This is a genomic window from Guptibacillus hwajinpoensis (genome assembly GCF_005144865.1).
GTDB lineage: Bacteria > Bacillota > Bacilli > Bacillales > Guptibacillaceae > Guptibacillus > Guptibacillus hwajinpoensis_A.
Map to the genome: position 1 here is coordinate 211,743 of NZ_SWFM01000002.1, position 17,502 is coordinate 229,244.

Genomic DNA, 17,502 nt, shown 5'->3' on the forward strand with positions numbered 1-17,502 from the left:
GTATGGATATGGATACGTTGCTACAATATCAATGGAACAGCATGATGCCAGAGTTCACAATACTCCTAACAGCTGTCGCGCTTTCTCTCATTGATCTTTTCATGAATAAGAAGAAAGATCGTTCGCTTCTCATATGGCTAGCTCTTGCTGGAATCGCGGCAGCTATTGTTTTTCTTTTCCTTCAGTTTGATGATGGGGTCGTTTCCATCTTAAATGAGACCTATCGCCTGGACTCGTTTGCAAAAGCATTTAAATTTCTTATGCTAATCGGAACTGGGTTTGTGCTTCTTCTAGGTGTCCCTGACGAGTCTACAAGCGTAAGGGGAGAATATATTTATCTCATTCTAACCGCGTTACTAGGTGGAATGATGATGGCCTCAAGTGCCGATTTAATTACGCTTTTTGTAGGGCTAGAGCTATTAAGTCTTTCATCATATGTACTAGTGGGAATTAGGAAAAACAACACTTTAGCGAATGAAGCCGCCTTTAAATATGTTGTAAATGGTGGGATTGCTACTGCCATAACTTTGTTTGGAATGAGCTATCTTTACGGACTAACAGGAGAGACGAACATTTATGAAATTCAAGGACTAATGGGAAGTGACGTTGTAACAGACAACCGCTTTCTAGCGGTATTCGCCTTTCTTATGATTGTCGTTGGCCTTTCCTTCAAAATAACCGCCGCACCTTTTCATATGTGGGCACCTGATGTGTATCAAGGGGCTGAAACGCCTGTTACCGCATTTTTAAGTGTTGTTTCAAAAATTGCCGGGTTTGCAATCATGCTACGACTTCTAATGGTTCCGTTTGTTTTTGCACCTGGAACTAGGGAGGTCATTACACCTGATGGAGTTAATTATGAAACACTACTTGTTTCAGTTCGGCCTTATCTCGTTCTCATTGCGGTTCTAACGATTCTTATTGGGAATGTGATTGCACTAAGGCAGCTGAATGCGAAAAGACTTTTCGCATACTCAAGCATCGCACATGCAGGTTACCTTCTTGTTCCGTTAGCGGCATTATCTGAGCTCGTATTCGATGCTGTCTGGTTTTATCTTACTGCCTATTTATTAATGAACATTGGAGCGTTTGCGGTTATTCACGTCATGTCAGCTGAAGAAGAAGTGACTGTCGCTTCATTTGCTGGTCTTTTCAAACGCTCGCCCTATCTCACAATTGCGATGAGTATTTATCTCCTTTCGCTTGCTGGTATACCACTCACAGCAGGATTTATAGGGAAATTTGAAATCTTTATGAGTGCGTTAGGCACAGAACCGAAGCGGTACCTATTAGTCACTGCTATGTTAATGGGAACAGTGCTCTCGTACGTTTATTATTTTGGATTCTTTGTGCAAATGTATTTCAGACCATCCAAACACCAAACACCTGTCACAATCTCGAATGGTGTAACAGCAGTACTTGCCATTACAGTAGCCGGAACCGTTTTACTTGGTATTTTCCCTTCAGTAGCATTAACCTTTATCCATGATCATTTTCAGTTTCTAGAGATATTTAATCAATAGAACAGCAGGAATCCTGCTGTTTTTCGTTTGTCTCTATACTTAAAAGTTGTTTTTTGAAAAGTTTTTGTATAAAAAGCCACACTTCAAAGTTGATTGGAGCGGAAGGATGCTCGACTCCTGTGGGACTAGCGGGATAGGTGAGACCCCACAGGAGCGTAGCGAAGAGGAGGCTCACCGCCCGCCCCGCGGAAAGCGAGCACCTGGAGCGCAAATCAACCAATACTCTTATCGGTAAAAAGTTTTTTATCCATATTATGTCTGAAATAACTTATATTACACATAAAAAAGTTATATATAGGGGTAAAGTCGGGTATCTATCGTAACGAAATTCTTTTATAATGAGCTATTAGATGGAAAAATGGTATGTTTGTCGAATGGTGCACTTGCAGATGGGAGGTAGATATGATGACAGAAGCATTGGCGCAGCAATCGATCTTTTCGATTGTCATAAACCTGGTTTTCTTATTGATTACTTGGTGGGCGTTGCAAACATTTCGGTTCGATCTTTTCTTTAAAAAACCGGATAGTCCACAGGCAAAAGTCCTTATGATCCTACTGACCCTTAGCATCGGTTCCCTCGCAAGCAACTTCTTCCTTGATTACTACAACTGGTCCATCCGTTTGCAGTATTTTTTCTAGACGCTGTTTCGTTAATTGAAGACACTGTTCCATATACACTACAGAAGCTTCGTACGGAATTTGTCAGTATCTGACTACAACTTCCATGTATGTCCTTCCTCCCCATGGTCACACTGAAAGATAAGAAGACCTGAACGGGGAGAGGGTTAAGATGAAGCTTCTAATCGGAGTACTATCTATCTTGCTTCTGGGAAGTTTTTCAAATGGTACATCGGTCTCATTTGAAGATGAAACGGAAGTAAAAGTTGCCGAAATGGCGAATGTATTATTGACCCACGATTACGCAATTGACAGGTGGTCACTTTACACGAGAGAAAAAGTGAGTTTCATACCACAGCCTTTAGGGAACACAGGTATTATGTCAGAACTTAACAAGAGAGCGCCCGGCTTCAATTGGGGTGCGCTTGAAAAGCATGATGGAAATGTCAAAGTAAGTGGGACAAGAATGGATCCAGAAACGGAAACAACTGAAACACTAACACTCGTTTCTTATCCAGAAAACAATCGCATGAGCTCTTATCTTATTTATCACATGGAAAAGTTTGGTTTTTCTCAGGAGGAATGGCGAACAACGTACGAACGATTTAAGTCACAAAAGACACAATTAGTCACTGAAGAAGCCCCTGTCTTCACTTGTTTTCAGGGGGTAAAAAATGCTACAATGAACATTGTTTTGTACAAAGAAGCAGACGAGCTATTAGGAGCTTTCTCCGCTTCAAAAGTCGAAGAAGTCAATGAAGAGACGTTTGTATCTCTTTCCGCATACCATAAAGAGTGGAAAGAAGATCTTGTAACAAACAACAAGAGAATGAACTTACAAATAGCACTACGCAATACAGGATTAGGCAGCGGAATAACCGCTACAATTGGCACACCAATAATTACGACTGAATATTAATATACAAATAGGACGCGGAGGGGAATACGTTGGAAAAAATCATCGTCCGAGGTGGCAGGAAATTGGCTGGCTCTGTTAAGGTAGAAGGAGCAAAGAATGCAGTCTTGCCCGTCATCACAGCATCTATCTTAGCAGGTGAAGGCACTAGCACGTTAAAAGATGTGCCTGCCCTATCAGATGTACACACGATTAGCGAAGTATTGAGCTATCTGAACGTAGACACGAAAATAGATGGTAATACAATCAAAGTAGATGCAACTAAGCCATTGGAAACAGAGGCACCATTTGAAGCAGTCCGCAAAATGAGGGCTTCGTTCCTTGTAATGGGACCACTTTTGGCCCGTGTGGGTCATGCTCGTATTGCACTTCCTGGAGGTTGTGCGATTGGTTCAAGACCAATCGATCAGCACCTTAAAGGATTCGAAGCAATGGGTGCAGACGTAACAATTGGGAACGGATTTATTGAAGCTTCTATTAAAGGAAGACTTCAAGGTGCAAAGATTTATCTTGATTTCCCAAGTGTAGGAGCAACAGAAAATATTATGATGGCTGCTGTCCTTGCAGAAGGTACAACAGTAATGGAAAACGTCGCTCAGGAACCTGAGATCGTTTGCCTTGCTAACTACTTGAATGCAATGGGTGCAAAAGTGCGTGGCGCTGGAACAGGTACAATTCGTATCGAAGGCGTAGAGAAGCTCGTTGGAGCTGAGCATGCTGTCATTCCAGACCGAATTGAAGCAGGTACATTTATGGTAGCTGCAGCAATTACAGGTGGAAATGTCCTTATTGAGAACGCAGTTTCTGAACACCTTCGCCCACTTATTGCGAAGATGGAAGAAATGGGCGTTGAGATTACAGAAGAAGGTCAAGGCCTTCGTATTGTAGGACCAGAAACGCTTAAGCCAGTTGATTTGAAAACAATGCCACACCCTGGGTTCCCGACAGATATGCAATCTCAAATGATGGCGCTGTTGCTTCAAGCGAAAGGTACAAGTGTAATTACAGAAACTGTATTTGAAAATCGCTTCATGCACGTGGAAGAATTCCGCCGCATGAACGGTAATATTAAGATTGAAGGCCGCGCAGCAATCATTGAAGGACCTTCCACACTACAAGGTGCAGAAGTTTCCGCAACAGATCTACGCGCAGGAGCTGCCCTTATCCTTGCTGGACTTGTCGCAGACGGCTATACTCGTGTCGATGAGCTGAAGCACCTTGATCGTGGTTATGTGAACTTCTCAGAGAAGCTTGCTAGCCTTGGTGCAGATGTTGAACGTGTTACAATCGATGAGAACCAAAAGCCAGCTACAGAAACTTCTGAGCAAGCAGTTAACATGAAGCCTAAATTTGCATAATATATGAGGAAAAAACCGTAGCGTTTGCTACGGTTTTTTTGTGTGCAAAATGACGTCATTGACTGATTAAGATGACATTAGCTATTTTTGGTAACAACTCAGTTTGCTAGCGCTGTTTCTGTTCTAAATGGTTGTCCAACTCCATACGATGGTAGGGGTAAACAAACTAGAAGGAGGCATGCGAATGAAACCGATTCTTGTATCACTTGTTCTATTTGCGGCGATACTAATCCTTCTTCCATCACTTCTCGTTTTACCCTACGGTACAACCTACACAGAGCCGGCACCTGCTAGCGTAGCGAATAAGGAGAAAGAGAAGAAAGAGGAAGCCGTGTCGGTGGCTGTTTATCGTTCAGAGAAATCGGAAACGATGGATATTCCGATCGAAGACTATGTAACAGGAGTCGTAGCCGCTGAAATGCCTTCAGAATTCAATATTGAGGCATTGAAGGCACAAGCGCTAACAGCACGGACGTTTGTCGTTGCAAAACTGACAAATCCACCTGGAAACCTTCCTTCTGAAGCTGTTGTAACAGATACGATTCAGGACCAGGTGTACAAAGATAAAGATCAGCTCCAAAAGACGTGGGGAAAGAATTTCGAAAAGAAATACGCAAAGATTGAAGAAGCCGTTAATTCTACGGCGGGGCAAATCTTAACGTATGATGGTAATCCGATTTATGCTTCGTTTTTCTCAACAAGCAACGGGTATACGGAAAACTCCGAAGATTACTGGGAAAACGCAGCACCTTATTTAAGGAGTGTGGAAAGTCCATGGGATGTAGACTCTCCGAAATATGAGGATAAGATTTCGTTCACAGTTGGTGAGTTTGAACAGAAGTTAGGTGTGACGCTCCCAAGTGACGGTTCTATTGGAACGATTAAGAACTTAACTGAAGGTAAGCGAGTCGCAGAAGCCTCGGTTAACGGCAAAACGTTCTCAGGCAGAGAAATAAGAGACTTGTTAGAACTACGCTCATCAGACTTTACCTGGCAACGAAGTGGCGACAGCATAACCGTAACAACGAAAGGATACGGGCACGGTGTAGGAATGAGTCAGTATGGTGCAAATGGAATGGCAGAAGAAGGGAAGCCGTATTCAGACATTGTGAAATATTACTATAAGGACGTCGCAATTAGCGAGATGGAACGGTATGTTAGCAATTTAACTGCACAAAAATAAAGCAAAAGGCCGCGATTGCGCGGCCTTTTGTTTGTGTTTTTTATTTAAGGTTGAAAAGGCTCTTTTCATTTACTTGTAAGGGTGTCTGTTAATTTCCGCTCCAGGATGCTCGCTTTCCGCGGGGCGGGCGGTGAGCCTCCTCGGCGCGAAAACCATTGCGCCTGTGGGGTCTCACCTGTCCCGCTAATCCCGCAGGAGTCGAGCATCCTTCCGCTCCAATTAGCGAAGTGTGGTTTTTTATACAAAAACTAGGTCAAAACCAACCATCTTTTAGAAAAGACTTTAATTAAAGAAAGGAATTTTAAAGCGTTTTTTCTCTTCTTTTAGAAGACTGGACCAATTCGAGATAAAGGCATCTTCGCGAAATTCCTTATCAACATCAACGTTCTTGAAATCAGCATTCTTCATTTGGATCATCGCTTCGGAAAGCGCCTCAAGATTATTTCTTTCTACGAGTAAACCATTCTTGCCGTGGATGATTAAATCGTTTGGGCCGTACTTCGTGTCATAAGCAACTACTGGACAACCGTTGTTTAAGCTCTCCATAATAACCAGGCCGAATCCTTCATACTGACTTGTTAGGAAAGAAGCTTTAGCAGTTGCGAAGACACCCTCAGGATCGTCGGTTAATCCCTTAAGGAAGACGTTTTCTTCAAGGTTATATTCTTTAATCAACTCTTCTAACTTCTTCTTTGCAGGACCCTCACCGTAGATATCGATCGTAAAGTTTGCTAGCTCATTTCTTGCTAGTTGATACGCTTCGATAATATGATCTGCCTGCTTCACGTCAGTCAGTCGGCCGATAAAGACAAATTTATTCTCTTTCTTCACATTCTTTTGAGATTCTGGTGGAGCAATGGAATGCGGAATAATAGAGATTTTCTCATTGTTAAAGATCAGGTGACTAAGATCCTTCTTTTGTTCATGAGTTAACGCTACGATATGGTCAACGTCTTCAACATGATCAATAATGTACTGATACGATGATTTAATATCGTTACGATCATCACTTGATAGATGAGAATTATGCAGAATCGCAATTTTGGTTAAGTTGTTGCCTTCCATTTCACACATCGGTTTATCAAGAAGGCGAGCGTCATTAATAATAGTTGAATTGTCTTCAATCATTTGTTCGAAACAATAACGGAAGAAATCCTTTTCCGTCTTGAATTCTAAGATGTCATTATCAGTGAATAGGTGCATGCGGATTAAATTGTTTTCACTTGATCCGTCGAACGTACGATTCACATATGCATTCCCGTAATCGTCATATAGAATTTCTTCAAGCTTATTTGTTGTACCTTGTTTGTAATTAATTTTACGATGGCAAATTCCGCGGCTATTAAATTCTTTCCTACAAGCCCGTTTCCGGTTATAAGGATCCATAAAATCAACAAATTTTAGTGAGCCGTCTTCTTTATCATATTTTTTATAAAGAACGTATTCACCATTTTCAAAGAAACGATAAACAGTGTTCTTCTTAATCTCCCGATGAGTAAGTCCCTCTTCTTCAACAGGCTGATCCACCTTTTTACCAGAATAAGAGCGTCCTGATAGAAAGTCATAGATATTAATCAGTTGAACAGAGCGTGGAATTTTATCTTGAGCATAGTATTGTTCATAGATATCCCCATAGTAAGGGTTGTAGTTCGTTGTAATGATCGTATAATCCATGTTAGCTTGTTCAACTAACTTCTTTGTACGATCCAGCAGGGACTTTGTTCTTCCGCCATATTGTTCAGGAAGTGTCGACGTAATAACGTAATTCATATCTAGTTAATCCCCTTTAGTTAGTCATTCCGAATTCCTATAGATAGAATTCGGTGATGTAATTGCATCTGAGGATTATATACCCTAATGCGTAAGTAATCATTCTTGCAAATTTATTACAAATTGTAAACAAGAAACATTTACATAAATTGAATTAGGAAAGAAGTGCTGTTATCACTAGAGAATGACGTATTTTGATCCGAAAACTTAATAAGGAAAATCATTCAATGTATAAAATAAAACCCTTTGTCGAAAAATAAATAGATATTTTTTTGGTTAAATGTATATAAATCTCGCAAACTGACCACAATGTTGCTGAGGTGATGAACAAATGGGAGATGAAAAACAACGATCTCATCCTATTGAAAAAAGCGCTTCTAAATGGCAGAAGCTAGCAAGAAAACGCTGGATCTATCCGGCAGTCTACCTTGGTTTTGCAGCAATCGTTCTTGCAGCAGTTCTCTGGATGCAAGGCGGACAAGAAAATGCAGGGCCGCGTGATTTAGGTGGAGTTAACGAAGAAAGAAGTGCCTTTGACGCGAATGACGAGTCTGTTCCAGTCCTTGGTGATTCAGAAGTCTTTAAAGTACCTGCATCCGAAGATAGTGGAGTATTTGTGCAGAAACAATTCTACGATACAGCAGCAAGCACTGAAGAACAACAAGCAGCTCTTGTTTTCTATAATAATACCTACTACCAAAATGCAGGAATCGATTATGCAAAAGAAGATGGATCAAGTTTTGATGTGAAAGCTGCAATGACTGGTAAAGTTGTTAAAGCAACGGAAGATCAGTTACTTGGTAATGTCGTTCATTTGGAACATGCGAATGGTGTTGTGACTGTCTATGAATCTCTTGATGCCCTTGAAGTGGCAGAAGGTGATAAAGTAGAACAGGGAGACAAGCTTGGTGTAGCGGGAACAAGCACATTTAATACTGACGCTGGCGTACACGTACACTTTGAAGTTCGTAAAGATGGAGCTGCAGTGAATCCACTTGATGTGTTCAATCAGCCTGCTTCAGCCATTGAAGGAAAGCAAAACACAGAAGCTGGGGATGCTGTTTCTAACCCATCAGCCTCAGAAGGTACTGATCAAAAAGGTACTGAATCCGAAATGGATGCTGAGAAGAAAGCCGAAGATGATGCAAAAGGTGCAGACGAGGATAAATCCGACGAGCAAAACAACAATAAGCAAAAATCGGAACAAGAAAAATCAGATACAAAGGATTCTCAATAAGGAAGAACCTCCGAGAAATCGGGGGTTTTTTTGTTGTTTTCAAGTTTTTATTAACGTTTAAATGCAAGGGGAGATAAGGAGGTATTTCATGACAACATTCGAGCTTTCCCGGGAAATAGCATGAAAGTTCCCGATGGAATCGACATAATTATAGATACCTATTCAAAGGAATTCTACGAGAATGAATCAAGATAAGATGCTTTCTCTGGGTCAATTGTCGAGGTTGAATATACAAATACTGGGAAGATAGTCGCATTGACTTCCAGATCTGATAGAAACATAATTAGAAATGTATTTCGGAAAATTCAGAAAAATTAAAGGGGGAGGTTATTTGTTACTAGCATTAGTGGTAGCTGCAGTTGTTAGTCTAGTGATCACACTCAGGAAAAAGAAGAAAAAGTATTTGTTACTACCAATTGGCATGATGGGCGCCTACTTTATAGTAGAGATCGCCAGAGTGCCACTTGGCTTCGTTGAAACTATGGAGCTTATTTTTAACTTAAAATAAATAGGCTTTCCTTAAAGAGTATTGTTTTATGAAGGTTCTTTTCGTAGAGATTGTTGTTATAGGAAGAGGGTTGATTTCCGCTCCAGGATGCTCGCTTTCCGCGGGGCGGGCGCTGAGCCTCCTCGGCGCACTTTGGCGCGCCTGTGGGGTCTCACCTGTCCCGCTCATCCCGCAGGAGTCGAGCATCCTTCCGCTCCAATCAGCTAAGTGTAACTTTCTCATACGAAAAATTCTTTCAAAAGCAACAATGGAACGCAAATCAACTACTACTCTTATAGCGAAACCGTTTATGGAAATATCTAATTTATAAGAAGAGGTGTTAAGAAATGAGGAAGATTGATAAGAAGGTAGCGGATGCTTACTTTCATGCAAGGGTCCGTTTAATAGGCGTTCTTCTAGTTATCTGGTTCATAGTTTCATTTGGAATGGTGATGCTTGCAGAAACACTAGCTCAATACACATTCAACGGTTTTCCACTTCATTACTTTATGGGCGCACAGGGCTCAATCATTGTTTTTATCTTACTATTATTTGTTAACGCTTACATATCGGATCGAATTGATGAGAAATACGATTTAGTAGAACGAAAAGGTAAGGTAACGAAAGGGAAGTCTTTCCAATCATAAGGGGGTAAAGAATGGATAGCCAGTTTCTCGTATCGCTTTTGCTCATTGTTGCATCATTTGGTCTTTATATTGGAATAGCCGTCTATAATCGTGCACGTCAAACATCAGAGTTTTTTGTTGCAGGAAGAGGCGTACCAGCTATCTATAACGGAATGGCGATTGGTGCTGACTGGATGAGTGCAGCTTCATTCATTGGTCTCGCGGGAACAGTTATGGTCCTCGGGTATGATGGCCTTGCATATATTATGGGGTGGACAGGCGGTTATTTGTTATTAACCTTCCTTCTTGCGCCGCAGCTTCGTAAATATGGGCGCTATACAGTTCCAGAATTTATCGGCGATCGTTTTCAAAGTAAAACAGCACTCGTGATTGCTGCAATCGCAACGATTTTAATTAGTTTTACATATTCAATCGGTCAGTTAGCAGGGTCAGGTGTTGTTATTGGGCGTTTATTTGAAGTCGATGCCAAAATCGGCGTCATGATCGGCGTAGTGATTATCGCTATTTATGCAACGTTTGGTGGAATGAAGGGGATTACTTGGACACAGGTTGCTCAGTACGTCATTTTAATTCTCGCTTATCTTATTCCTGTTATCTTCATGTCTCTTCAAATTACAAATAATCCGATACCATGGTTAAGCTATGGAAATGTTGTTTCGGAGCTTGGAGCGCTTGATCGGGAGCTCGGTATCTCTGAATACTTTGCACCGTTCGATACCGCTTCGAAATGGCAGTTCATGGCACTCATGTTTAGTTTAATGGCGGGAACAGCAGGTTTACCACATGTAATTGTGCGCTTTTATACCGTTTCTACTATGAAAGCTGCAAGATGGAGCGGTGCATGGGCTTTACTTTTTATCGGACTTCTCTATTTATCTGCTCCAGCTTATGCTGCATTTTCACGATTCATTTTGATGAAGCAGGTAGCGGGGAGCCCAATCGATGCTTTGCCTGCATGGACTGAAAAGTGGGTCAATACCGGCCTTCTTAAAATGGCTGATACGAGCGGAGATGGCATTCTCCAGTGGAAAGAAATCGCGATTAGTAACGATATCGTTGTGATGGCTACACCTGAAATTGCAAACCTTGGTATATTCGTGATCGGTCTTGTGGCCGCAGGCGCAATGGCAGCTGCTTTATCAACGGCAGGGGGGTTATTAATTGCCATATCATCTTCTTTCTCACACGATATTTACTATCGAATCATTAATCCTAGTGCCACTGAGAAGAAGCGGATGGCAGTTGCTCGTTGGTCGATTTTGATTGCTACAGTTGTAGCAGGAGTTGTTGCCCTTAATCCACCAGGGGTCATTACACAAATCGTTGCATGGGCCTTTGCGCTCGCTTCAGGAACCTTTTTCCCAGCTCTTATTCTAGGAGTCTGGTGGAAGCGCGCGAATGCTCCAGGAGTAATAGCAGGAATGATCGTAGGCTTACTCGTAACATTAACGTATATTTTCCTTGCTAAATTCGGCGGCTTCACGATTCTTGGCATCATCGATACAGGAGCAGGTGTGTTTGGTGCAGGCTCTGCGTTTTTAACGAATGTCCTCGTCTCACTAAGTACAAAGCCACCGTCTCAAAAGCTACAAGATGAAGTCATGGATCTCCGCTACCCAGAGCAACTCTCTTATAAAGATGGCGAGGTCTGGAAGGATGATAAAGTGATTTAGAGGCTCTTTTCAAAAAGATTGTTACTTTTAAAAGATTTTTTATAGAGAACACTATTTCATAGTTGATTGGAGCGGAAGGTGCTCGACTCCTGCGGGATGAGCGGGACAGGTGAGACCCCACAGGAGCGTTAGCGACGAGGAGGCTCACCGCCCGCCCCGCGGAAAGCGAGCATCCTGGAGCGCAAATCAACCTCTACTCTTATAGCAACAATGTCTACAAATAAAGCCTACCTGAAAAGTGAAAGAACCTCTGATTTTCAGTAAAATCAGAGGTTCTTTTTTGTATCCTGAAACATACAACATAAGCAATATTACCCATTTGAAAGAAAATTTAAATAAAATCCCTTGTCCCTCTTGACTTTTTGGTATATAACCACCTTTGCCTTAATAAAATGTTACAAAACTTAGTAAATGAGGGGCAGAGGTGAGAAGTTGTGGTAACGCTTCGAAGTATTCTTGCATGCAATACTCCTGACATCATGTAGGTCACCTGATGACTAGAGCTTCGTAGCATGATCACTTTATCAGTCTCATTTCGCATCTCTCACATCCAATTTAGGGAGGCGAGTGGTGTGCACGATTACATCAAAGAGCGAACCATCAAGATTGGAAATTACATCGTGGAGACTAAGAAAACGGTGAGGGTGATCGCCAAAGAATTTGGAGTGTCAAAAAGTACCGTTCACAAGGATTTAACCGAACGGCTTCCCGAAATTAATCCGGACCTCGCCAATGAGGTGAAGGGGATTCTCGAGTATCATAAATCGATACGCCATCTCCGCGGCGGCGAAGCGACGAGAATAAAATATAGAAAGGACACCGAAAAAGAAGAAGCCGTCAAATAACACGTCTAAAAACGACAATTTTTTCTAAATCATTTCTTCCTTGTGATACTTTTGTGGTACAATATACTAATGGATACGTAGTTTATACATACTAGGACTGGAACAATAGATGAGTTATAGTACACAGGGAGGATAAGTCATGTTTTCACGTGATATAGGGATTGATTTAGGTACCGCAAATGTACTGATTTATGTGAAGGGCAGAGGCATTGTTCTTGATGAACCTTCAGTAGTAGCGATTGATACTAATACTGGAAGAGCACTTGCTGTTGGTGAAGAAGCAAGACAGATGGTCGGCCGGACTCCTGGAAACATCGTTGCAACACGTCCGCTAAAAGATGGCGTAATTGCAGACTTCGATATTACAGAAATGATGCTGAGACATTTCTTGAACAAAATTAATGTGAAAAGTTTTCTATCGAAGCCGCGTATTCTTATTTGCACACCAACCAATATTACATCGGTTGAGAAAAAGGCAATTAAAGAAGCAGCGGAAAAAAGCGGTGGAAAGCAAATTTTTCTTGAAGAAGAACCAAAGGTAGCAGCCATTGGCGCAGGTATGGATATTTTTCAGCCAAGCGGTAATATGGTAGTGGACATTGGCGGTGGAACGACGGATATCGCAGTTCTTTCAATGGGCGATATTGTCACCGCCTCTTCCATTAAAATGGCAGGGGACAAGTTCGATTACGAAATTCTCGACTACATCAAGAAAACCTATAAGCTTTTAATCGGAGAACGTACAGCAGAGCAAATTAAAATCAACGTAGCAACGGTATTTCCAGGCGGCCGGAATGAAGAGCTTGATATTCGCGGACGTGACATGGTTTCAGGACTTCCACGCACGATTACAGTGAAATCTGATGAAATACAGCAGGCACTTCAAGAGCCGATCTCACACATGGTAATGGCGGCGAAAAGCGTACTTGAACGAACTCCTCCTGAACTTTCAGCAGATATCATTGACCGCGGTGTCATTATGACAGGCGGAGGCGCATTGCTTCACGGTATCGATCAGCTATTTGCTGAAGAATTAATGGTTCCTGTTCTAGTAGCAGAAGAGCCAATGAGCTGTGTTGCAAAAGGGACAGGCCTTATGCTTGAACATATTGACAAGATTGCTAAGAAAAAATTAATCTAGCTACGTAACGGAAACTATTCGTAAGGGTGTAATCATGATGGCGAACAACCATGAAAAGGTGAACCAGACCTCAGATCGTAAAAACATGACGACGGAAGAGGCCAAACAAACGAATAAGAATACAGAAGAGAAGCAGCGCAGGCCAAGAATTCGGTTAATCCCGATCTGGCTGCGCCTTCTTCTCGTGATGCTATTACTTCTAGCTTCGCTTCTAGCAGGAGCCATGCTCGGTTATGGTGTTATTGGTGATGGAAGCCCTGGCGATGTTTTCAAGAAAGACACGTGGGTGAAAATCACTGATATTGTTAAGAAAGAAAAGTAGTGATTGAAAGGAGAATGAGACATGTTAGATATTCAAGATATTAAATCGATTATCCCGCATCGGTACCCTTTCTTACTTGTTGATCGTATTCTTGAAGTTGAGGAAGAAGTTAGAGCGGTCGGTATAAAGAACGTTACAGCGAATGAAGAATTTTTCAACGGGCACTTCCCAGATTATCCTGTTATGCCAGGTGTCCTAATCGTAGAAGCACTTGCGCAAGTAGGGGCAGTAGCAATGTTGAAAAAAGAAGAAAATCAGGGAAAGCTCGCTTTCTTTACGGGGATCGACAAATGCCGTTTCAAAAGACAAGTGAAACCTGGTGATCAACTTCGCCTTGAAGTCGAAATCATCCGAATCAAAGGACCGATCGGCAAAGGCAAAGCAACGGCTACAGTAGACGGCGAAGTAGCAGCAGAAGCAGAAATCATGTTTGCACTAAAATAATAGTTGAAATAAATCCCTACCGATAGGCATTGAAGAGATTCTTATTGGTGGGGGTTTTTTTATATTGATTTTACTTATGGCTGCTTGCATAGACATTGTTACTTTGCTCACCAAGTCTTCATTTAATGAAAGTCTCTTTTCTAAAAGTATTTAGTCTTTGAAAAGGGGTTTGTATAAACAATAACACTTAGAAGTTGATTGGAGCGGAAGGTGCTCGACTCCTGCGGGACTAGCGGGACAGGTGAGACCCCACACGCGCCTAAAGCGCGCCGAGGAGGCTTCACGCCCGCACCAAGGAAAGCGAGCACCTGGAGCGCAAATCAACCACTACTCTTTAAGCGAAATCATTATGGTTTGTTATTCGTTTATCTACTTTGTAAAACCCTTATAGAGACTATGTAAATATCAACAAATTTCCAATCTGACTTGATATGATGATCTCAACCGCAACGTAGCGGTAAAAACTTACTTGAGTTCAGGGAGGAATTTTGGAAATGAATCAGAGGAAATTCATGCTCAAAATTGCAACTTCGTTTGTAGCTCTCATGTTAATCACGGCTTGTAGCAGTAATGAAGGTAACGACACAGAGAACGGCAACAACTCAATGGACAATGGAAGTAACACAGAAGAACCTGCTTCAAACGAGAACTCCACGAACTCTGCTGAATAAGATGATCGACTCCTGTCCGCTCTAGACAGGAGTTTTTATTTCAAACAAAAATGAAGCAGGGCGGGACCGGCTGCTTCAATCCTCTTTGCTATGCTTTAGTTGCCATTTCTTAAACTCTAAATAATCCGCAAAATCTTCTTTCGTTATACCAGAGCGCATAGCCTCTTCAATCAATTCCTTCCATTCCGTATCAAGTGCAGGTTCTCCTGTATCCTCATCAAGGATAAAAACTTCCATTGGTACCTTTAGCTCTGCCGCTATTTTCTCAAGGAAGTGAATCGATGGGTTAGCCTGTTGATTGCGCTCAATTGAGCTAAGGTAAGACTTGGCCACTCCAGCACGTTTCGCTAACTCTGTTAATGATAACCCCATTCGGTTTCGATAAAGTTTAATTTTTTCCCCTATCATCCCTTTACCTCTACTTTATCATTATTTGGTATATTAATTTTATCAAGAACACATCGTTCTGTAAACAGAACGATTGTCACAATTTAATTATTTTATTTCACTCAGAATTAGATGAAAGTTTAAGAAAAGATGAGGATGTTTAAGTAAAGCAATGATTTATACTAATAAATGACCAAAATCAATGAATTTTCAGTCTTTTTTATCTTCCAAAATAATACTATATTAGATGTACATTCTAAATAAAGAACAAATCGTTCTTTATTAATGTCGGGTGCTGGAGAATTATATAAGGGGGATGGGAATGAGGACGTATACTGACGAAAAATTGGATGAAGAATGGGTGACGCTTATCTCGATCGCAAAGAAACTTGGGTTGTCAAAGGAGGAAGTGAAGCAATTTCTAACCAATTCCTCGAAAAATTGAGGAGGGATGTAAATGATTCGGTTAGGTGAAAATACGTTTGTATCGTATATTCTAGGAAAAAGAATTAAAGTCATCGCAATAAATCAACGGCTGGCTAGACTTTATATTAATGATGAGTACAAGGGAAAATGTGAATTATCTTTGATATTAAAAAAGATAAACTCATTTGAGAAGAAGGAACAGGATATCAGGGGAATGATGCGGGATGAACAAAAACTTTATTCCGACTTAGGTGAAATCATTAAAAATCAGAAGATATCCCCTTATCTAGAATGAAGGATAAGTCGACGTTTCGATTTCTTGTAATTTATGTAGGCTGCTGTAACCTGCTTGATGGCTTTGTAACGTTCTGGGGACTAGAGAACGGATGGATTGAAGAAGTAAATCCTTTCATGAGATCTATGTACGAATTTCATCCTCTTGCATTTCTATCTTATAAAACGGGTATTTCTCTACTCTTACTTAGTTTTTTATTCTTACACAAGCAGATTAGATCTGTTTCCGTAAGAATTCTTTTAAGTGTTGCTTCCATTATTTATACGTTCTTATTATGTCTACATGGCTACTGGCTACTTTTACTTTCCTTTATAAAATAAAAAAAGAGCCATAAAATCAGCTCTTTAATCATTTTTATTGATCGGACCCTTTTTTTGCACGCCATTTGTTAAACTCCAAAAACTCCCTGAACTGATCTTTGCTAACTCCAGACTCCATCGCTTCTTTTACGAGTTTCTTCCAATCTGAGTCTAAATCAGTTTGGTGAATCGAATCATTGCCTTGTAGCAAGACTTCAACGGAGACATCCAGTACGTTTGATATTTTATCAAGGAATTGAATAGAAGGGTTCGATTGAATATTACGTTCGATCGAACTTAAATACGATTTTGCAACATTTGCTCGTTCTGCTAATTCTGAAAGAGACAATCCCTTTCTTAAACGATACTTTTTAACTTCTTCACCAATCACTTGTCGATCCCTCCGATGCCCTTGACAAAATTATCTGTTATTATTAAGTATACCAGTATGTATTCGTTCCGTAAATAGAACAAAAGCGACAAACTTTATTGTCGCTTTTGTTTGTAGCCTTACTTACTTTCTTTATGCAGGAAGGCATACACTTCTTCAATTGTTAATCCAAGCTTTTTTGCCTCCTTGATCAGCTCAACCCAGTCCTGATCAAGCTTTTGTTTTGTATGTACCCCCATTATTATCCCCCTTATAAATTTTCCAGGTAGTACAGCCATCATAGAAGTCTCGACTCCTCCACTTCCTTAGATCTGTATACTTTGCGTCCATTTCTTTTCAGAAAGGTTGCCTTTATGCTGGAGGATGTTTTATCTGTTCAGCCTATTCGCTATACCTATCATAGTTCAAGAAATATGAAAAATGTGTTGGAATTTGTAATAAATAACAGTTTTTTATAGCCTCTTTTGTCATAGTTGGCCTGAAACTCATTAGCTTCTTATAGGAAACAGAATAGATCTACGGGTTTTGGTAAGAATACCACTACAACATACTAGGAGGGAACAAGTATGAAAAAGTGGTTATTGTCATTGTTTACGTTAATGCTTGCAGTTAACATGGTAACAGGCTGTTCTGATGCCGATGAGGAGGAAGGTCCTGTTGAAGATCCAGAAATGCAGGAGGACTCGCAAAAGGATGGAGAGAACGTTAACGAAGACAAAGGAACGATTGATGAAGAAGACGATGATAGTATGAATGAAGATGGATCAAAAGAAGGCGATCAAGACGAAGATGGAAATATGGATGAAGAAAACATGGATAAGAACGACGAACAAAAGAGTGACGAAACGGAAAATCAGTAATAAAGACCT

23 protein-coding genes and 1 riboswitch are annotated in these 17,502 nt (G+C 41.0%); of the genes, 19 read left to right on the forward strand and 4 right to left on the reverse strand.

Features of this window, described 5'->3' with window-relative positions; genetic code table 11:
- Nucleotides 1–2 precede the first annotated feature (2 nt).
- The 6 genes from nuoN (at nucleotide 3) to spoIID (ending at nucleotide 5,598) form a co-directional block, all read left to right on the forward strand.
- Nucleotides 3–1,523, forward strand: a complete 1,521-nt coding sequence (gene nuoN, locus FBF83_RS08470) for an NADH-quinone oxidoreductase subunit NuoN (protein ID WP_136946725.1) — start codon at nucleotides 3–5, stop codon at nucleotides 1,521–1,523.
- Between the two features lie 350 nt (nucleotides 1,524–1,873).
- Nucleotides 1,874–2,038 carry a hypothetical protein gene (locus FBF83_RS21150; protein ID WP_240688072.1) on the forward strand — a complete coding sequence of 55 codons (165 nt, stop codon included), beginning with the start codon at nucleotides 1,874–1,876 and terminating at the stop codon, nucleotides 2,036–2,038.
- Nucleotides 2,007–2,162, forward strand: coding sequence for a DUF1146 family protein (locus FBF83_RS08475; RefSeq protein WP_420875126.1), 156 nt, complete (start codon nucleotides 2,007–2,009; stop codon nucleotides 2,160–2,162). Before FBF83_RS21150 ends, FBF83_RS08475 begins: the two co-directional genes overlap by 32 nt.
- 151 nt (nucleotides 2,163–2,313) lie before the next feature.
- Entirely contained in the window at nucleotides 2,314–3,060 is a 747-nt protein-coding gene (locus tag FBF83_RS08480) for a YwmB family TATA-box binding protein (RefSeq protein ID WP_136946727.1), read from the forward strand.
- A gap of 29 nt (nucleotides 3,061–3,089) precedes the next feature.
- Nucleotides 3,090–4,415, forward strand: a complete 1,326-nt coding sequence (gene murA, locus FBF83_RS08485) for a UDP-N-acetylglucosamine 1-carboxyvinyltransferase (RefSeq protein ID WP_136946728.1) — start codon at nucleotides 3,090–3,092, stop codon at nucleotides 4,413–4,415.
- A gap of 178 nt (nucleotides 4,416–4,593) precedes the next feature.
- A complete protein-coding gene (gene spoIID / locus FBF83_RS08490; protein WP_136946729.1) occupies nucleotides 4,594–5,598 on the forward strand; it encodes a stage II sporulation protein D in 1,005 nt (334 codons plus the stop codon).
- Between the two features lie 282 nt (nucleotides 5,599–5,880).
- On the opposite strand, the gene FBF83_RS08495 is transcribed toward spoIID, so the two are convergent.
- A complete protein-coding gene (locus FBF83_RS08495; RefSeq protein ID WP_136946730.1) occupies nucleotides 5,881–7,368 on the reverse strand; it encodes a glycosyltransferase in 1,488 nt (495 codons plus the stop codon).
- Between the two features lie 331 nt (nucleotides 7,369–7,699).
- Here FBF83_RS08495 and FBF83_RS08500 point away from each other — a divergent pair, with 331 nt between their 5' ends.
- From FBF83_RS08500 to FBF83_RS20780, 9 genes are all read left to right on the forward strand, one after another.
- Nucleotides 7,700–8,605: a M23 family metallopeptidase gene (locus FBF83_RS08500; protein ID WP_136946731.1), complete on the forward strand. Its 906-nt coding sequence runs from the start codon at nucleotides 7,700–7,702 to the stop codon at nucleotides 8,603–8,605.
- Between the two features lie 331 nt (nucleotides 8,606–8,936).
- Entirely contained in the window at nucleotides 8,937–9,113 is a 177-nt protein-coding gene (locus FBF83_RS20775; protein WP_169525261.1) for a hypothetical protein, read from the forward strand.
- Nucleotides 9,114–9,439: 326 nt separating this feature from the next.
- Entirely contained in the window at nucleotides 9,440–9,739 is a 300-nt protein-coding gene (locus FBF83_RS08510; protein ID WP_136946733.1) for a DUF4212 domain-containing protein, read from the forward strand.
- 11 nt (nucleotides 9,740–9,750) lie between these two features.
- Complete coding sequence (locus tag FBF83_RS08515) at nucleotides 9,751–11,412, forward strand: sodium:solute symporter family protein (RefSeq protein WP_136946734.1); 1,662 nt, start codon at nucleotides 9,751–9,753, stop codon at nucleotides 11,410–11,412.
- Nucleotides 11,413–11,984: 572 nt separating this feature from the next.
- Nucleotides 11,985–12,257, forward strand: a complete 273-nt coding sequence (gene spoIIID / locus FBF83_RS08520; RefSeq protein WP_048311390.1) for a sporulation transcriptional regulator SpoIIID — start codon at nucleotides 11,985–11,987, stop codon at nucleotides 12,255–12,257.
- 139 nt (nucleotides 12,258–12,396) lie between these two features.
- Nucleotides 12,397–13,398: a rod shape-determining protein gene (locus tag FBF83_RS08525; protein ID WP_136946735.1), complete on the forward strand. Its 1,002-nt coding sequence runs from the start codon at nucleotides 12,397–12,399 to the stop codon at nucleotides 13,396–13,398.
- A 37-nt stretch (nucleotides 13,399–13,435) separates the two neighbouring features.
- A complete protein-coding gene (locus FBF83_RS08530; protein WP_169525263.1) occupies nucleotides 13,436–13,720 on the forward strand; it encodes a DNA-directed RNA polymerase subunit beta in 285 nt (94 codons plus the stop codon).
- Nucleotides 13,721–13,741: 21 nt separating this feature from the next.
- Nucleotides 13,742–14,164 (forward strand): 3-hydroxyacyl-ACP dehydratase FabZ, encoded by a 423-nt coding sequence (gene fabZ / locus FBF83_RS08535; RefSeq protein ID WP_136946736.1) that lies wholly within the window; start codon nucleotides 13,742–13,744, stop codon nucleotides 14,162–14,164.
- A gap of 494 nt (nucleotides 14,165–14,658) precedes the next feature.
- Nucleotides 14,659–14,835, forward strand: coding sequence for a hypothetical protein (locus tag FBF83_RS20780; RefSeq protein ID WP_169525265.1), 177 nt, complete (start codon nucleotides 14,659–14,661; stop codon nucleotides 14,833–14,835).
- Nucleotides 14,836–14,910: 75 nt separating this feature from the next.
- On the opposite strand, the gene FBF83_RS08540 is transcribed toward FBF83_RS20780, so the two are convergent.
- Nucleotides 14,911–15,243 carry a helix-turn-helix domain-containing protein gene (locus FBF83_RS08540; protein ID WP_136946737.1) on the reverse strand — a complete coding sequence of 111 codons (333 nt, stop codon included), beginning with the start codon at nucleotides 15,241–15,243 and terminating at the stop codon, nucleotides 14,911–14,913.
- Between the two features lie 301 nt (nucleotides 15,244–15,544).
- Here FBF83_RS08540 and FBF83_RS08545 point away from each other — a divergent pair, with 301 nt between their 5' ends.
- From FBF83_RS08545 to FBF83_RS21420, 3 genes are read left to right on the forward strand one after another with little or no spacing between them, the layout of a single operon-like run.
- Nucleotides 15,545–15,667 (forward strand): anti-repressor SinI family protein, encoded by a 123-nt coding sequence (locus tag FBF83_RS08545; protein ID WP_136946738.1) that lies wholly within the window; start codon nucleotides 15,545–15,547, stop codon nucleotides 15,665–15,667.
- A gap of 12 nt (nucleotides 15,668–15,679) precedes the next feature.
- Nucleotides 15,680–15,943 carry a hypothetical protein gene (locus FBF83_RS08550; RefSeq protein WP_136946739.1) on the forward strand — a complete coding sequence of 88 codons (264 nt, stop codon included), beginning with the start codon at nucleotides 15,680–15,682 and terminating at the stop codon, nucleotides 15,941–15,943.
- A complete protein-coding gene (locus FBF83_RS21420; RefSeq protein WP_169525267.1) occupies nucleotides 15,940–16,263 on the forward strand; it encodes a DUF5658 family protein in 324 nt (107 codons plus the stop codon). Before FBF83_RS08550 ends, FBF83_RS21420 begins: the two co-directional genes overlap by 4 nt.
- 34 nt (nucleotides 16,264–16,297) lie before the next feature.
- Here the strand turns inward: FBF83_RS21420 and FBF83_RS08555 are convergent, their stop codons facing one another.
- Both FBF83_RS08555 and FBF83_RS08560 read right to left on the reverse strand, forming a co-directional pair.
- Entirely contained in the window at nucleotides 16,298–16,633 is a 336-nt protein-coding gene (locus tag FBF83_RS08555; protein ID WP_048311396.1) for a helix-turn-helix domain-containing protein, read from the reverse strand.
- A 119-nt stretch (nucleotides 16,634–16,752) separates the two neighbouring features.
- A complete protein-coding gene (locus tag FBF83_RS08560) occupies nucleotides 16,753–16,872 on the reverse strand; it encodes an anti-repressor SinI family protein (protein ID WP_136946740.1) in 120 nt (39 codons plus the stop codon).
- Nucleotides 16,873–16,894: 22 nt separating this feature from the next.
- Nucleotides 16,895–16,993: riboswitch (cyclic di-GMP riboswitch) on the reverse strand.
- Nucleotides 16,994–17,199: 206 nt separating this feature from the next.
- Between FBF83_RS08560 and FBF83_RS08565 the strand changes: the two genes are divergently transcribed.
- Nucleotides 17,200–17,493, forward strand: a complete 294-nt coding sequence (locus FBF83_RS08565; RefSeq protein ID WP_136946741.1) for a hypothetical protein — start codon at nucleotides 17,200–17,202, stop codon at nucleotides 17,491–17,493.
- The last annotated feature ends 9 nt before the right edge of the window (nucleotides 17,494–17,502 follow it).

Bases quoted from the DNA above. Each gene is read 5' to 3' on its own strand.
- nuoN (WP_136946725.1), top strand. From the start codon at position 3: ATGGATATGGATACGTTGCTACAATATCAATGGAACAGCATGATGCCA.
- FBF83_RS21150 (WP_240688072.1), top strand. From the start codon at position 1,874: ATGGAAAAATGGTATGTTTGTCGAATGGTGCACTTGCAGATGGGAGGT.
- FBF83_RS08480 (WP_136946727.1), top strand. From the start codon at position 2,314: ATGAAGCTTCTAATCGGAGTACTATCTATCTTGCTTCTGGGAAGTTTT.
- spoIID (WP_136946729.1), top strand. From the start codon at position 4,594: ATGCGAATGAAACCGATTCTTGTATCACTTGTTCTATTTGCGGCGATA.
- FBF83_RS08495 (WP_136946730.1), bottom strand. From the start codon at position 7,368: ATGAATTACGTTATTACGTCGACACTTCCTGAACAATATGGCGGAAGA.
- FBF83_RS08500 (WP_136946731.1), top strand. From the start codon at position 7,700: ATGGGAGATGAAAAACAACGATCTCATCCTATTGAAAAAAGCGCTTCT.
- FBF83_RS08510 (WP_136946733.1), top strand. From the start codon at position 9,440: ATGAGGAAGATTGATAAGAAGGTAGCGGATGCTTACTTTCATGCAAGG.
- FBF83_RS08515 (WP_136946734.1), top strand. From the start codon at position 9,751: ATGGATAGCCAGTTTCTCGTATCGCTTTTGCTCATTGTTGCATCATTT.
- FBF83_RS08525 (WP_136946735.1), top strand. From the start codon at position 12,397: ATGTTTTCACGTGATATAGGGATTGATTTAGGTACCGCAAATGTACTG.
- FBF83_RS08530 (WP_169525263.1), top strand. From the start codon at position 13,436: ATGGCGAACAACCATGAAAAGGTGAACCAGACCTCAGATCGTAAAAAC.
- fabZ (WP_136946736.1), top strand. From the start codon at position 13,742: ATGTTAGATATTCAAGATATTAAATCGATTATCCCGCATCGGTACCCT.
- FBF83_RS20780 (WP_169525265.1), top strand. From the start codon at position 14,659: ATGAATCAGAGGAAATTCATGCTCAAAATTGCAACTTCGTTTGTAGCT.
- FBF83_RS08540 (WP_136946737.1), bottom strand. From the start codon at position 15,243: ATGATAGGGGAAAAAATTAAACTTTATCGAAACCGAATGGGGTTATCA.
- FBF83_RS08545 (WP_136946738.1), top strand. From the start codon at position 15,545: ATGAGGACGTATACTGACGAAAAATTGGATGAAGAATGGGTGACGCTT.
- FBF83_RS08550 (WP_136946739.1), top strand. From the start codon at position 15,680: ATGATTCGGTTAGGTGAAAATACGTTTGTATCGTATATTCTAGGAAAA.
- FBF83_RS21420 (WP_169525267.1), top strand. From the start codon at position 15,940: ATGAAGGATAAGTCGACGTTTCGATTTCTTGTAATTTATGTAGGCTGC.
- FBF83_RS08560 (WP_136946740.1), bottom strand. From the start codon at position 16,872: ATGGGGGTACATACAAAACAAAAGCTTGATCAGGACTGGGTTGAGCTG.
- FBF83_RS08565 (WP_136946741.1), top strand. From the start codon at position 17,200: ATGAAAAAGTGGTTATTGTCATTGTTTACGTTAATGCTTGCAGTTAAC.